Source organism: uncultured Tepidimonas sp. (assembly GCF_938045175.1).
Classification (GTDB): domain Bacteria; phylum Pseudomonadota; class Gammaproteobacteria; order Burkholderiales; family Burkholderiaceae_C; genus Tepidimonas.
Window position 1 is genome coordinate 1 of record NZ_CALIND010000016.1, and the last position, 14,318, is coordinate 14,318.

Below are 14,318 nucleotides of genomic sequence, written 5' to 3' on the forward strand. Positions count from 1 at the left end.
CGAGGAGCACCGCACCATGGTCGTGGTGACGCACGAAATGGGCTTTGCGCGTGAGGTCTCCAACCACGTCGTCTTTTTGCACCAAGGGCGCATCGAAGAGGAGGGCGACCCCAAGCAGGTGTTGACCTCGCCGCGCAGTGAGCGGCTGCAGCAGTTCCTCAGCGGCAACTTGAAATGACGCGTGACCTTGGGATGGGATCTGAGGGTTGCGTTCCTGATCCTTCCCGCTGCCCCCTATGCGGCCAGCCCAACGGCTGCGCGATGGTGCGGGAACGCACAAGCGGTGAGCCGCAGCCGCCCTGCTGGTGCACCCGCGCCACCTTCAGCGCCGAGCTGCTCGCGCGCATTCCCGCCGCCGCGCGCGGCAAGGCTTGTGTCTGTGCCGCGTGTGTCGGCACCGCAATGTCTGGCGCCGACGGCGAGCGCCGGGGATGAGGGGCGCGCGCCACGGGGTAACTCACAAAAAGCGGTCGAGCAACCGCCGGCTGTGCCGGTCCAGCTCCTGCGGGCGGCGAATCAGATACTGCACCCCATGGCTGTCCTGGATCAGCAAGACGTCGCGGGACAGTCGTCGGATATCCTCTTCGCCTTTGAGCACAAAGCGCGTCACGCCGCGGTCGGTCTGCACGGTCCAGGTGCTCGGGGTGGCAAAGCTGCTGACCTCCAGCAGCCGCTGGATGACGGGGGTGAACTCGCGCTCCTCGAGTGCTTGCTCGACGAGCGCTCGCGTCGCCGCATCGAGCGTGTCCAGGCTGTCGATGAAGGCCACCTCACGGCCGTCGGGGCCCATGAGCGCAATGTGGTGCCGCGGCGCTTGAATCGGAAACGCCCGCACGGCGACCACGCCGCTGACCCATTGGCCGCTGGGGTCGCGCCATTCCAGCCGGCCGGCGGCATTGCGCCGCAATACGGGCTGGCTCGTTGGGGATGGGGTCGTCGTCATGGGTTCACTCCCGCAGCCAGTCGCGTTCGGCTTCCGCCTGGCGCGCCTGCGCCTGGTACAGCCGCCAATAGGCCCCCTGGCGCGCCATCAGCTCGTCGTGGGTGCCCTCTTCCACTTTGCGGCCCTTGTCCATCACCACCAACCGATCGGCGCGGCGCAGGGTGGACAGGCGGTGCGCAATGGCGATCGTCGTGCGCCCGCGCACCAAATTGTCCAGCGCCTTCTGGATTTCTTTTTCGGTCTCGGTGTCCACGCTAGAGGTGGCTTCGTCCAGAATCAGAATGCGCGGGTCGATCAGCAGTGCGCGCGCGATGCTGATGCGCTGGCGCTCGCCGCCCGATAGGCCCTGTCCGCGCTCGCCCACGAGTGAGTCATAGCCTTGGGGCAAGCGCAAAATGAACTCGTGCGCATGGGCGGCGCGGGCGGCGGCGATGATCTCCTCGCGTGTGGCGTCGGGCTTGCCGTAGGCGATGTTTTCCGCGATCGTGCCAAAGAACAAGAACGGCTCTTGCAGCACCAGCCCGATGTGGCGCCGATAGTCCGCCACGCGCAACTGCCGGATGTCCACGCCATCGACCAGGATTTGCCCTTCGGCCACGTCGTAGAAGCGGCAGATGAGGTTCACCAACGTACTCTTGCCCGAGCCGCTGTGGCCGACCAGGCCGATCATCTCGCCCGGCCGCACCTCCAGGTCGAGCCCCTGGATGACGGCGCGGTTGCCATAGCGAAAGCCGACCCCGCGCAGCTCGATGCGCCCCTGCACCGACGGCAGCGACACCGGCTGGGCCGGTTCGGGCACACTCGAGACGTGATCCAAGATGTCGAAGATGCGCTTGGCGCCCGCCGCCGCTTTTTGCGTGACCGAGACGATGCGGCTCATCGAGTCGAGCCGCGTGTAAAAACGCCCGATGTAGGCCAGAAACGCCGTCAGTACCCCCACCGTCACCGAACCCCGCGCCACCAGCCAGATGCCAAAGCCCCACACCACCAGCAGGCCGATCTCGGTCAGCAGCGACACTGTGGGTGAAAACAGCGACCACAGCCGGTTGAGCCGGTCGTTGACCTCCAGGTTGTGCCGGTTGGCGTCGCGAAAGCGTTGTGCCTCGCGCCCCTCCTGGGCAAAGGCTTTGACGACACGGATGCCCGGAATCGTGTCGGCCAGCACATTGGTGACCTCGGCCCAGACGCGGTCGATCTTCTCGAAGCCGGTGCGCAGCCGGTCACGCACGACATGAATGAGCCAGCCGATCAGCGGCAGCGGCAGCAGCGTGGCCAGCGCCAGTGTGGGGCTGATGGAAAACAAAATCACCGCCGTCATCGCGATCATGATCACGTCGGTGGCGAAGTCCAGCAGGTGCAGGGACAGAAAGATGTTGATGCGATCCGTCTCCGAGCCGATGCGCGCCATCAGGTCACCGGTGCGGCGGTTGCCGAAGTACTCCAGCGACAGGCCCAGCAGGTGCTCGTAGGTCGTGGTGCGCAGATCGGCACCGATGCGCTCCGATACCAGCGCCAGGATATACGTCTTGGCCCAACCCAGCCCCCACGCCAGCAGCGAGGCGGCCAGCAGCCCGCTCAGCAGCCAAGCGACCAAAGTCCAGTCGACCGGCGTGCCGTTTTGGTATGGAATCAGCACGTCGTCCATCAACGGGATGGTCAGGTACGGCGCCACCAAACTGGCCGCCGTGGACGCCAGCGTGAGCAGAAAGCCCGCCAGCAGCTGCCAGCGATAGGGGCGCGCAAAGCGCCACAAGCGCAACAGCGTCCGCGTCGACGGCGGTGTGTGTACCACCTGCGCACACACCGCGCACTCGTCGTCCTCCGGCTCCATCGGCGCGTGGCACACCGGGCAGTGCAGCGCGGCGGGAGCCATCGGGGGTGTCGCGCCCTCTGGGCTGTCGCGCAGCGCCTCGAAGCGCTCGATCAGGCGTTGCGCTGCCAGCTGCCGCCCCAGGGTGTAGCGCCACACCGCCAGCCGCTGCGGCTCATCGCCCGCCCTCCCCTCACGCATCAGCTCCAGCGTGGCCACGCCGTTGTGGTCGTGGCTCCAAAGGGACAGACCGGGCTCTATCGACCAGCTTTGAACCGCTGCCTGTGGCGTTGCCACCCAGCACAATTGACGCCCTGCAATCCACAGCAGCCCTTCACGAAAACGCAGCTGCTCATCAAGGTCGGTCAACAACCAGACGGTATGGTCCTCGCCCCTACCCGCGGTGGCCCTCACGGCTTCGCGCCAGACGGCAGGCAGCCCTGACAACCCGGGCACAGGTGGACTCGGATACGACATGTTGCAATTTCGTTTCGAAGCTGGGGGATGGCTCGGTTCACAATACCACGTTGCGTCATCCAAGCATCCCGTTCGAAAATCGCGCATTCTACGGCTGTCATCTCCACGCTCTTCGCATCCCATGCCGCACTCGACCATCCAGATCCGCCGCATGCACTACTTGCGCGGCCCCAACCTCTGGACCTACCGTCCAGCGATCGAGGCCCTGATCGACATCGGCGAACTCGAAGACCACCCCTCCAACACCATTCCCGGCCTGTATGAACGACTGACCGATTGGCTGCCGGGACTCGTGGAACACCACTGCGGCGTGGGCGAGCGCGGCGGTTTTTTGCAGCGGCTACGCGAGGGGACCTGGCCCGGGCACATCATGGAGCACGTCGCCATCGAGCTGCTCAACCTGGCGGGTATGTCCACCAGTTTTGGTCAAACTCGCTCGACCGACGAGCGGGGTGTATACAAGCTGGTCATCCGCGCCCGCGAGGAGCACGTCGCGCGCCAAGCGCTGTTGGATGCGCGTGATCTGCTCATGGCGGCGATCGAGGACCGCCCGTTCGATGTGCCCGCCGCCGTCAAAGGCCTCAAGGCGCTGATCGACCGCCATGCGCTGGGCCCCAGCACGGCCGCCATCGTCGATGCCGCGACGGCGCGCCGCATCCCCCATATCCGTCTGACCGAGGGCAACCTGGTGCAACTGGGTTACGGCGTCAACCAACGCCGTATTTGGACCGCGGAGACCGATCGCACGAGCGCCATCGCCGAGACGATCTCGCGCGACAAGGACCTCACCAAGCGGCTGTTGGCCGAGTGCGGCGTTCCGGTCCCGGAGGGCCGCGTCGTCACCTGCGCCGAGGACGCGTGGGAAGCCGCGCTGGAGATTGGCCTGCCCGTGGTCGTGAAACCGGTCGACGCCAACCATGCGCGAGGGGTGTCGCTGGACGTGCGCACGCGCGAGGAGATCGAGGCGGCCTACACGCTGGCGCAACGCGAAGGCTCCGAGGTGATGGTCGAGCGCTTCATCCGAGGCCACGAGCACCGCGTGTTGGTCATCGGCAGCCGGGTTGTGGCGGCTTCTCGCGGTGAGCGCGCGGTGATCATCGGCGACGGGGTGCATACCGTGCGCGAGCTCATCGAGCGCGACATCAACAGCGACCCGCGCCGTGGTGAGGAAGAAGAGTTTCCGCTCGACACCATCCGCCTGCCGGAGAACCGCGACGTGATGCTGGAGCTGCGTCGCCAAGGCTTGACGCCCGACAGCGTGCCCGAGGCAGGGCGTGAGGTGCTGGTGCAACGCACGGGGTTGCTCACCGATGACGTGACCGACCAAGTCCACCCAGACGTGGCCGAGCTGGCCGCGCTGGCGGCGCGCATCGTGGGGCTGGATATCGCCGGCATCGACCTGGTGGTGGAGGACATCGGCCAGCCCCTGGCCGCGCAGGGTGGCGCCATCGTCGAGGTCAATGCTGGCCCTGGCCTGCTGCCACACCTCAAGCCTGCACGCGGGCAGCCTCGTCCCGTGGGCGAGGCCATCGTCGCGCATTTGTTTCCCGGACGAGACAACGGCCGCATTCCGGTGGTGGGCATTACGGGGACGCGCGAGACCGCGCCACTGGCGTTGCTGGTGGGGCTGTTGTTGCAGCTGTCAGACCACACGGTGGGCGTTTCATGCGGCGGACGGCTCTACTTACAGATGCAGCCCATCGACGCCAGCCCGCCGTCGGACTGGGAGGCGGGCCAGCGCATCTTGATGAATCGCAGCGTCGATGCGGCCGTCATCGAGAGCTCGCCACGCACCATGCTGGACGAGGGCTTGCCCTATGACCGCTGCCAGGTCGGCATCGTCACCGATGTACCCGATCCCGTGGGACTGGAAGACCACTACATCACCACACGCGAGCACCTGCGCAAGGTGTTGCGCACGCAGGTCGACGTGGTGCTGCCGCAGGGCTGCGCCGTGCTCAATGCCGACTGCGAGGTCAGTGCGGGTTTGGCCGAGCTGTGCGATGGCGACGTACTGCTGTACAGCACCGATCCGCGCCATGCCCGGCGCGAAGCCCATGTCGCCGATGGCCGGCGCTTCGTCACCGTCGACGGACGCCAGGTGGTGTTGATACAGGCCAGCGGCGCCACCGGCACGCTCGACCTCGATCACCCGGGCATCGTGGCCCTGTTGCAGCACATCGAGCTGCCCACGTTGCTGGCGGCCATCGGCGCGGGGGTTGCGCTGGGCCTGTCACCGGGCTTGATTCGCGCAGGTATGGAAACCGCCATCACCACCCTCCGCACGCTGCTGACCGATATCTAACCAACGCTGCATCGCCACCATGAACGTCACCCGTTTGCGGGCCCTGCGGGGCCCCAACCTCTGGAGCCGCTACACGGCCATCGAAGCCACCGTGCAATGCACCCCCGACGAGGTGGACTTGCGGCGCATGCCGGGTTTCGAGGAGCGACTGCGGCAGCGGTTTCCCGAACTGGGCATGCTGCCCGAGCCAACGGCTGAGGGCGTGCTGTCAATGGCGCATGCGCTGGAAATCACTGTCCTGGCCCTGCAAACCCATGCGGGTTGCCCTGTCAGCTTCAGCCGCACGGTCGCCGCAGCCGACCCCGGCGCCTATCAGGTCGTGGTCGAGTACAGCGTCGAAGACGTGGGGCGGCTCGCTTTCGATCGGGCGCTGGCGTTGCTGCAAGCCGCCGGTGACGATCAACCCTTCGATGTCGCCAGCACCATTGCTGAGCTCAAGGAACTGGACGAGGATTTGCGCCTGGGGCCCTCGACCGGCGCGATCGTCGAGGCCGCGGTCGCCCGTGGCATTCCGTACCGGCGCCTAACCAGCGGCAGTTTGGTGCAGTTTGGCTGGGGCAGCAAACAGCGGCGCATCCAAGCGGCCGAGTGCGACACCACCAGCGCCATCGCCGAATCGATCGCCCAAGATACAGAGCTGACCAAGAAATTGCTGCACGCAGCGGGCGTGCCGGTGCCGCTCGGGCGCCCCGTGCGCGACGCCGAGGATGCCTGGCGCGCCGCGCAAGAGCTGGGCGGTGCCGTCGTCGTCAAGCCGCGCGATGGTAATCAAGGCAAGGGTGTCACCGTCAACATCCGCACACGCGAACAGGTGATGGCCGCGTACGAAGTCGCCAGCCGCTACGGCAGCGAGGTCATGGTCGAGCGCTATCTGCCCGGCATCGACTTTCGGCTGCTGGTCGTCGGGCGCAAACTGGTGGCCGCGGCGCGGCGCGATCCCCCGTTGGTGGTGGGCGATGGCGTGCATACCGTACGCCAACTGGTGGACGCCGTCAACGCCGATCCCCGGCGCGGCGACGGCCACGCCACACCGCTGACGCGCATCCGGCTCGACGACATTGCGTTGGAACGGCTGGCACAGCAGGGCTTGACGCCCGACGACGTCCCACCCCGCGGCATGCGCGTCGTGCTGCGTAACAACGCCAACCTCTCCACCGGAGGGACGGCGACCGATGTAACGGACGAGGTCCATCCGCTGGTGGCCCAGCGCGCCGTGGCCGCGGCGGTGACCGTCGGGTTGGACGTGTGCGGGGTGGACGTGGTGTGCCAAAGCGTGGTCGAGCCGCTGGAAGCGCAAAGCGGGGGAATCGTCGAGGTCAACGCCGCCCCGGGTCTGCGCATGCACTTGAGCCCCTCTTATGGCAAGGGGCGCAACGTCGGGCAGGCCATCATCGACCACATGTTCGCGCCGGGTGAGGACGGGCGCATCCCCGTCATCGCCGTCACGGGTACCAACGGCAAAACCACCACGGTGCGCCTGACGGCGCACCTGCTGCGCCAGCGCGGTTGGCGCGTGGGCTTTACCGACACCAACGGCGTCTATGTCAACGGCCGACAAATCGACAGCGGCGATTGCAGCGGCCCCAAGAGCGCCCGCCGCGTGCTGGCCCATCCGGACGTGGACGCGGCCGTATTGGAGACCGCGCGTGGCGGCATTTTGCGTGAGGGACTGGCGTTCGATCGTTGTCAGGTCGCCATCGTCACCAACATCGGCACGGGCGACCACCTCGGTCTCAACTACATCACCACGGTCGAAGACCTCTCGGTTCTCAAGCGCGTCATCGTGCAGAACGTGGCCGATCATGGCACGGCCGTGCTCAACGCGGCGGATCCCCACTGTGTCGCCATGGCCGATTTCTGTCCCGGGCAGATCACCTACTTCGGCCCATCGGCGCACCATCCAGTCATTGCGACGCATCGGGCCCTGGGGCGGCGTGTCGTGTTCGTCGACGATGACCACATCGTCGCTGCCGAGGGCCAATGGCAAGTGCGCATCCCGCTGGCGCAAATCCCGCTGACCGAGGGGGGGGCGCTGGCCTTCCAGGTCGACAACACCATGGCTGCGATCGCCGCGGCCTGGGCCGTGGGCGTACCGTGGGATGCCATCGTGCGAGGGCTGGAGAGCTTCACGTCCGATGCAGCCACGGTGCCCGGGCGGTTCAACCGCTTCGCCTACCGCGGGGCCACGGTCATCGCCGACTACGGGCACAACCCCGATGCGATCGCCGCGTTGTGTCAGGCGGCGCAGCGGCTGCCGGCGGGTAAGCGGGTGGTCGTCATCAGTGCGGCAGGTGACCGGCGCGACCAGGACATCGTGGCGCAAGCGAGGCTGATCGGCGAGGTTTTCGACGAGGTCGTGCTGTTCGAGGACGCCTGCCAGCGCGGCCGCGCCGATGGCGAGGTGATCGCGCTGCTCGAGCAGGGCCTGGGTAACGCACCCAAGACCCGTTGGCACACGGCGGTGCGGGGCGAGTTCGCGGCCATCGACACCGCGCTGGCCCGCCTGCAGCCTGGCGATCTGTGCCTGATCCTGGTCGATCAAGTGGAGGAGGCGCTGGCGCACATCGCGCGCCGCGTGGCGGAGAGCGAGCAGCCCGCCACTGCGTGAGCCAGTCCCGTCTGAATCAGCCCCAAAACAGCAGCGCGTCGCGGCCCTCCACGAGGAGATCGACGCGCCGTCCCACCGGCAGCACGACCTTGGTAGGCACATGCCCGAACGGCAACCCGGTGAGCACCGGCACGCCCGGTAACTGTGTACGCAACCACGCGACCACGCTCTCGAGGCGAAAGCCGCGGTCGTGCGGCGTGAGGGTATAGCGGTTGAACGCCCCCAGCAAGATGGCGCGCTGGCGCGGCAACACGCCAGCCAGCAGCAACTGCGTCAACATCCGCTCGACCCGGTAAGGGTGCTCGCCCACGTCTTCCAGAAACAGCAGCCCGCCCTCCACCTCGGGCAGGTAAGGCGTGCCGACCAGCCCCGTCAGTATCGACAGGTTGCCGCCCCAAAGGGTGGCGTTTTCTACCCGCCAACCGTCGGCCAGCGCCGGATGCGCGCGCACGTCGCCCGAGGGCAGCCGCCAGCCGCTGCCCTCCCCCACCCCTCGCACCAAATCGTCGAAGCAGGCAGTGGTGATCTCATCGAGCGGCTCGTCTGTCCAGTCCTCCATCAGCGCGGGGCCTGCCCAAGTGACCGTACCACGCTGGGCCAGTACCGCCAGCTGAAACGCCGTGAAGTCGCTCAGCCCTACCCAGGCCATCCCGCGTTGGGCGGCGCTGTCGATCGCGTCGTAGGACAAGCGCGTGAGTAGCCGCGTCAAGCCGTACCCGCCACGGGTGGTCAACGCCACATCGGCCCCGCTGGCCGCCGCGCGCTCGATCGCCGCCAAGCGGGTCGCGTCGTCCCCCGCAAAGCGCTGATGGCGCGACAGGGCGTCTGGGTCGATCTCGACCTCGTAGCCGGCGGCCTGCAAGCGGCGCACGGCGCGCCGAAATGCGGCGCGATCCTGCACCGCCCCACTGGGAGAGTAGAGGTACACACGTGGCATGGGCACCATTATCGGGCCGCTGCGGCCCAGGCCCGCTGTACTGCGCGGTGCCCCGGATCTGGAAACGGCGCATCGACCCACTCGGGCTGCTCGGGCATCAAGTCCGCGTCTGCCACTGACAGCGTGGCCCGGATCCGCGCCCCCAGCACGGCGTACAAGGCAGGCAGCAGCCATTGCGCCCCAGGCGCCCACGCCAGCCGACAGTCAGACACATCCAGCGCGTCCAACCAGGCCCGCAGAATCTCGGCATGACGCTCGGGCGAGTGCCACGATGCTTTTTTGGGTTTGTCGCTCTGACCAAAGCCGATCAGATCTGGCACCAACACGCGCTCGCCCGCCTGCAGCCGCGCCGTCACCCAGGGCAGCCACTGCGGCCACCAGCCGCGTGGGCCGTGCAGACAGACCCAAGGCGGCGTCGATTCTGCGGGCCCCACATCCAGCCAATGCAGGCGCAGGCCCTCCAGCTCAGGCAAGTCTTGCCGCGCATGCGAATGCTGCGGGGAAATCCCCCAACGGGCGGCTTGTGCCCAGATGGCCTCGAACGCCTGCGCTGGCGCGCGCAGCGCATCGTCGCGCAGCGGCTGCGCTTGCGCGCGCTGCTCGGCGCGGCGCCGGACGAAAAACTCGCGCATCAACGACGCCGCTTCATCTGCCCGCACGCCGGCGAGCACTGCCGTATGCGCGTTGAGCGCGGGCTGCGCAAACAGATCGACCACCGACCCCGCCGCGCCCATGCGGGGCTCGGGCGCCCCATACACCACGCGCGCCAAGCGCGCGTGCAGCGCTGCCTGCGCGCACATCGCGCACGGCTCCACCGTCACGTATAGGGTGCAACCCTCCAGTCGATAGTTGCCCAGTGTCTGCGCCGCCTCGCGCAGTGCGACGACCTCGGCATGCGCCGTCGGGTCATGGGCGGTGATCGAGCGGTTGTGACCGCGCCCGACGATGCGCCCGTCGCAGACCACGACGGCGCCCACCGGCACCTCGCCCGCCCCGGCCGCCTGCCGTGCCAGCGCGAGCGCTTCGGCCATGTACTTGTCGTCGGTTTCGACGATGGCACCCTGCTCCATGCACTGCTTTCGTGTCGGGGGCGGTTTGGTGCTGGGCTGTGGCAGCCAAGCGTTCTCTGCAACGCTGGGGGATTGTAAAAGGCCTTTCAAGTCATGACTGCCAGCGCGACTTGCCCCGCGTCACCCGGGCCTTGCTGGACTGCTGCGCCACGATCTTGACGCGGCCGCCTCCCAGCAAAGCCCTTGTTCCTCTTGCACCACGAGCGCATGTCCGCCTAGACTCTGGAGCAGTCATCGAAACCCTGCGCCATCCCATGGACGACCACGCCATCGTTGCGGCCTGCGCCAAGGGCGATAGCCACGCTTTGCGAAGCCTGCATGAGCGACATGCCCGTGCGGCATATACGTTTGCACTGCGCCTGCTTGGAAACCCGGCGGACGCCGACGATGCCGTGGCCGAGGCGTTTTACGAGGTTTGGCGATCGGCCTCGAAGTTCGCCAACCGCTCCAGCGTGCGAACCTGGATTTTGGGCATCGTCCGCCACAAGGCCCTGGACCTCCTGCGTGCCCGAGGTGCACGCGCGGAGGAGGCCATCGAAGACGCGCTCACCGATACCCTGGTCGATCCCGGCCCCACGCCATTTGAATGGTTGGCCGAGCACCAGACTTGGGAAATGGTCGATCGGTGCATGCAGGCTTTGCCCGTCCCCCAGCGGGAGAGTTTGCACCTGTTCCTGCTCGAAGGTCTGTCTTTGCAGCAAATCGCCCAGCTCCAAGGGGTGCCGGACAACACCGTCGCCACACGAATTCATCACGCCAAGCGCAAGCTGAAGCTGTGCCTGACCGAAGCCCTCGGATTGAAGAAAGCCAGCCCAAAAGCCGACTCAGTGTTATGACGAACACTCCCTCTCAACCCACGGGTGAGCGGCCCAGCGCCAGTCCCGGAGAAATCCAGTGGCTCGATCGCATTCGGCAGCAGCTCGAAGTCGCGGCACCCCCGTTCGATCACGAGCGTAACTGGCAACGCGTGGCCGCCCGGATCGACGCGGAGCGCGAATGGGATCGTGCCCAAAACCGCTGCTCCCAAGGGCGAAGGCCATGGTGGTGGGCGCTGATGGCCTATGGCATGGGTGCTGCAACGGCCGCGATCCTCATGACCGTCGTCGCTCCCGAGCCCTGGCGTGCCGATACGGCCGTAGTGCCTTTGGGCGCCGAAGAAAGCACCGCCAAGGCCGCCGCACGCGTGCGGCTCCAAGTGGTGTTCTCCGATCAGGCCACCCTCGCGCAGGTGCGGGCGGCGCTGTCGCCCATCGACGCCGAGATCATCGCGGGCCCAGGGCGTCTGGGCGTCTGGACCATCGCTGTGCCCGCATCCAGCGCCGACGAAGCAGAAAAGGTTTTGCGCGCCCTGCCGATTGTCGAAAGTGTCTCGCGATGAAACGGGTCGTCACCGCGCTCCTGTTGGGGGCGAGTCTTTGCGGAACCGCGATCGGGCAGGTCGAGCCGCCGAAAGGCCAGCCCTCGCGCGGTGGTTCAGCGGGTGTCGGCATTGGCATCCAAGTCGACCTGAGAAGTCTCGTCAGCGGCGTCGCCGCGTTGTTCGGGCGTGCTACGTCCGACACGGCCTCGAACGTCGTGGCGGGCCAAGTCGTCGCCGTTTGGGCGGAAGACGAAGTCGCGCTCGCGCCGGAAGAAGTTGCGCGGGCCATGCAAGCTCGGGTCTTGGCAGACCATCCGCTGTCCTCGCTCGGGTTGCGGCTCGTCCTGTTTGCGGTGGACGAAGAGGATGCAGACAAGCTCCTGGCACAGGCCCGCCAGTCTTTTCCCCAAATTTCCTTCGCACGCAACAGCTACGTCGATACGCTCCAGACCGAGCACACAGCAGCCAGCCCGGGCGCGGCAGGCCGGCAGTACGCGCACGAACTGGTTCGCGCAACGGCCGTGCAGCGCTTGCCTCAACCCGTGCGCATCGGTGTCATCGATGGCGCACCCGACGCCAACGTTCCCTTGGACGCGGCGTCGTTCGATCTGCAGCGCTTTACGGACACCGGTCAAAGTCCGCACGCCAGCGCCATCGCCTGTGAACTGGCTTGCCGGCCCGAGACGGGCTTCCCCGGTCTGGCGCGGGGTGCCGAGTTGGTGTGGGCGGCCATTCTTTCGCCCCACCCGAATGGCCATGAACGCAGCGACTTGGTGACATTGGCCCGCGCGCTCGATGGGCTGGTCAAGCGCCGCGCCGAAGTCATCCTCACAAGTCTCGGCACACCCCCCAATCCTGCCCTTAGCCGCGTGCTCGACCGCGTGCTGCCGAAGGTGCGGGCTTTCGTCGCTGCTGCAGGCAATGGTGGCCCCAATGGCACCGTGCCCCTGCCGGCAGCGCACCCTGGCGTCGTTGCCGCGGCCGCCGTCGATGCCGCTGCCCAGCCCTGGCCGCAGGGGAGTCGCGGCCAGGCCATCCTCGTCGCTGCGCCCGGCGTGGACCTGTGGCTCCCCGTCGGCGGTGGCCGGTATTTCACCGGCACTTCATATGCCGCGCCGTTCGCCGCAGCTTGGATCGCACAGCGGCTCGCACGCGGCCAGCCCGCCGATGCTGCTGCCTTGTGCGCGACGGCTCAGGACCAGCCGCCCGCTGGGCGTGACGACGCCACAGGCTGCGGGCTGCTGCGTTGGTCGCCCTAGTGAAAGCACCATTGAAGAAAAGCGCCGGAACTGCCGACTCAGAGGTACCCCATCAACCTGAGGAGCCCCAACATGACTGTCTTCCGTCTTCTGACCGCAACCCTCATCCTCGGCGTGACCCTGTCCGCCGCGCACGCTGCTGAACGCGACGCCGCCATCGCCAGTGGTGCCAAGCTGACCAAGGCCGACGCGGCGCGGACCGTACCCGGCGGAGCGGGAACGGGCGACGCCACCGGCGCCATCGCACCCGACGCCGCGGCGCGCGGCATCGAGAAAAAAGACATCCGGCGCGGCATGGTGATCGCCAAACCCACCTCCGCACATGCTCGGGACGTCCATCAAGCACCGGGCGAATGCCCACCCTGCGGCACTTTGCCGCGGACACCAAAACCGGTGCCACACGATTGAAGAATTCGCGGCAAACCTCCGACTCAGTATCGGGAGTCCGGCGACGCCGGCTGCCGATTCGATTCAAACCCAACCGAAAAGGAGATCATCATGAAAATGCAGCCTAAACTCATCGCCAGCGCCATCACTGTTGCGCTGTTGGCGGGTGCCGTTCATGCGGCCGAGAACGCCGGCGGCGGCCAACCGACATCTACGCCGACCCACACTGTGCCGGTCAAGCCGACACTCAAAGGAGAAACCGAAGACGAAACGACCGGCGCTGTGCCAGGCAGGCCGACAGACCGGCTGACGATCAAAACCAAGAGTTCACCGCCTGTTGCGCCGCCGATCGAGGACAAAAAGGTGACCCCGACTATGGGCAGTAACGCTAACGCGGGCGAATCGGCAATAAAACCCCCAACAGGGGTAGGCCATATCAACATAGGCGGGAACCCGGGTAATTCTTGGGACCCGGTCGGCCAGTGCTACGTCGGCAAGCCCCCTGCCAATTACCGATGCCCGCCTGGTCAGAAGATAGTTGACCTCGACCCATCTCCTAAGGTGTGCTGGCGCTGCGAGTTTCCAAAAGATTAATTCGGCCATCTTTCACCGAGGATCCGTGCTCGCATAACCGTAGATCAGGATTCCGTGCGGTTCAAATGGGCTGCACGGAAAGTTTAACAAATCAAGAATCCCGCTTTTGGCGGGTTGACCAAGAAAGAGAGGAGATCGCGTCATGAATCGAGTCCAATTCAAACACCGAGCTCCGCCTATGATCATCGGGACATTGCTCTGTGCTGCTGCAGCGCAAGCACAGGCGGTGCCGACCATCGTCTCTATCACCCACAGCGGCCCAGTTCCCGGCACCCCGACCATCACAGGGCAAATCCAGTGCACGTCCAACAACGTGATGCTGACTTCCTACTATCAGAAGCAGATCGCGAGCGGCTGGGGGCCGACCACCTACATCGACAGGTTCTACTGTAAGCCGCCGGCCAACACGGGGGCAGTCATTACCGTGACCAAGAGCAAAACCTTCATCCCGGTCAGTCCCGGGGAGAAATTCCGCTTCATGGTGCAACAGGGTGGCGCGATGTCGCCTTGGGTCGTGTATCAGTTTTAAGGGGGCGCAACGATGCGGAAAGGGGCTTCGCTGTACCTT

General features: G+C 66.5%; 13 protein-coding genes and 1 pseudogene. 10 read left to right on the forward strand and 4 right to left on the reverse strand.

From position 1 onward, the window contains the following. Positions 1 to 178: pseudogene (locus Q0716_RS00780) on the forward strand (histidine/lysine/arginine/ornithine ABC transporter ATP-binding protein); the annotation flags it as partial. Positions 179 to 192: 14 nt separating this feature from the next. Beyond that, the gene (locus tag Q0716_RS00785; RefSeq protein WP_299018660.1) at positions 193 to 435 is read left to right on the forward strand and encodes a cysteine-rich CWC family protein; all 243 of its coding nucleotides are present in this window, start codon (positions 193 to 195) and stop codon (positions 433 to 435) included. Between the two features lie 22 nt (positions 436 to 457). Here the strand turns inward: Q0716_RS00785 and Q0716_RS00790 are convergent, their stop codons facing one another. Both Q0716_RS00790 and Q0716_RS00795 read right to left on the reverse strand, forming a co-directional pair. Next, positions 458 to 943 (reverse strand): DUF1854 domain-containing protein, encoded by a 486-nt coding sequence (locus Q0716_RS00790; protein ID WP_299018626.1) that lies wholly within the window; start codon positions 941 to 943, stop codon positions 458 to 460. A gap of 4 nt (positions 944 to 947) precedes the next feature. After that, on the reverse strand, positions 948 to 3,230 hold the full coding sequence (locus Q0716_RS00795; RefSeq protein WP_299018628.1) for an ABC transporter ATP-binding protein: 2,283 nt from the start codon (positions 3,228 to 3,230) through the stop codon (positions 948 to 950). A 121-nt stretch (positions 3,231 to 3,351) separates the two neighbouring features. Between Q0716_RS00795 and cphA (Q0716_RS00800) the strand changes: the two genes are divergently transcribed. Together cphA (Q0716_RS00800) and cphA (Q0716_RS00805) are read left to right on the forward strand one after the other, a co-directional pair. Then, positions 3,352 to 5,535 (forward strand): cyanophycin synthetase, encoded by a 2,184-nt coding sequence (gene cphA, locus Q0716_RS00800; RefSeq protein WP_299018630.1) that lies wholly within the window; start codon positions 3,352 to 3,354, stop codon positions 5,533 to 5,535. 19 nt (positions 5,536 to 5,554) lie between these two features. Continuing rightward, positions 5,555 to 8,143 carry a cyanophycin synthetase gene (gene cphA / locus Q0716_RS00805; protein WP_299018632.1) on the forward strand — a complete coding sequence of 863 codons (2,589 nt, stop codon included), beginning with the start codon at positions 5,555 to 5,557 and terminating at the stop codon, positions 8,141 to 8,143. A gap of 16 nt (positions 8,144 to 8,159) precedes the next feature. On the opposite strand, the gene Q0716_RS00810 is transcribed toward cphA (Q0716_RS00805), so the two are convergent. Then, positions 8,160 to 9,080 carry an LD-carboxypeptidase gene (locus Q0716_RS00810; protein ID WP_299018634.1) on the reverse strand — a complete coding sequence of 307 codons (921 nt, stop codon included), beginning with the start codon at positions 9,078 to 9,080 and terminating at the stop codon, positions 8,160 to 8,162. An 8-nt stretch (positions 9,081 to 9,088) separates the two neighbouring features. Then, positions 9,089 to 10,150 carry a tRNA adenosine(34) deaminase TadA gene (gene tadA / locus Q0716_RS00815; RefSeq protein WP_299018636.1) on the reverse strand — a complete coding sequence of 354 codons (1,062 nt, stop codon included), beginning with the start codon at positions 10,148 to 10,150 and terminating at the stop codon, positions 9,089 to 9,091. Between the two features lie 254 nt (positions 10,151 to 10,404). Between tadA and Q0716_RS00820 the strand changes: the two genes are divergently transcribed. The 6 genes from Q0716_RS00820 to Q0716_RS00845 all read left to right on the forward strand — a co-directional run bounded on the left by Q0716_RS00820 (position 10,405) and on the right by Q0716_RS00845 (position 14,279). Further along, positions 10,405 to 10,986, forward strand: coding sequence for a sigma-70 family RNA polymerase sigma factor (locus Q0716_RS00820; protein WP_299018638.1), 582 nt, complete (start codon positions 10,405 to 10,407; stop codon positions 10,984 to 10,986). Positions 10,987 to 11,117: 131 nt separating this feature from the next. Further along, complete coding sequence (locus Q0716_RS00825; RefSeq protein WP_299018640.1) at positions 11,118 to 11,528, forward strand: hypothetical protein; 411 nt, start codon at positions 11,118 to 11,120, stop codon at positions 11,526 to 11,528. Then, positions 11,525 to 12,769: a S8 family serine peptidase gene (locus tag Q0716_RS00830; protein WP_299018642.1), complete on the forward strand. Its 1,245-nt coding sequence runs from the start codon at positions 11,525 to 11,527 to the stop codon at positions 12,767 to 12,769. Before Q0716_RS00825 ends, Q0716_RS00830 begins: the two co-directional genes overlap by 4 nt. Before the next feature lie 72 nt (positions 12,770 to 12,841). Further along, positions 12,842 to 13,177, forward strand: coding sequence for a hypothetical protein (locus Q0716_RS00835; protein ID WP_299018645.1), 336 nt, complete (start codon positions 12,842 to 12,844; stop codon positions 13,175 to 13,177). A 90-nt stretch (positions 13,178 to 13,267) separates the two neighbouring features. Further along, a complete protein-coding gene (locus Q0716_RS00840) occupies positions 13,268 to 13,750 on the forward strand; it encodes a hypothetical protein (RefSeq protein ID WP_132962607.1) in 483 nt (160 codons plus the stop codon). Between the two features lie 178 nt (positions 13,751 to 13,928). After that, positions 13,929 to 14,279: a hypothetical protein gene (locus Q0716_RS00845; protein ID WP_299018657.1), complete on the forward strand. Its 351-nt coding sequence runs from the start codon at positions 13,929 to 13,931 to the stop codon at positions 14,277 to 14,279. Positions 14,280 to 14,318: the final 39 nt, after the last annotated feature.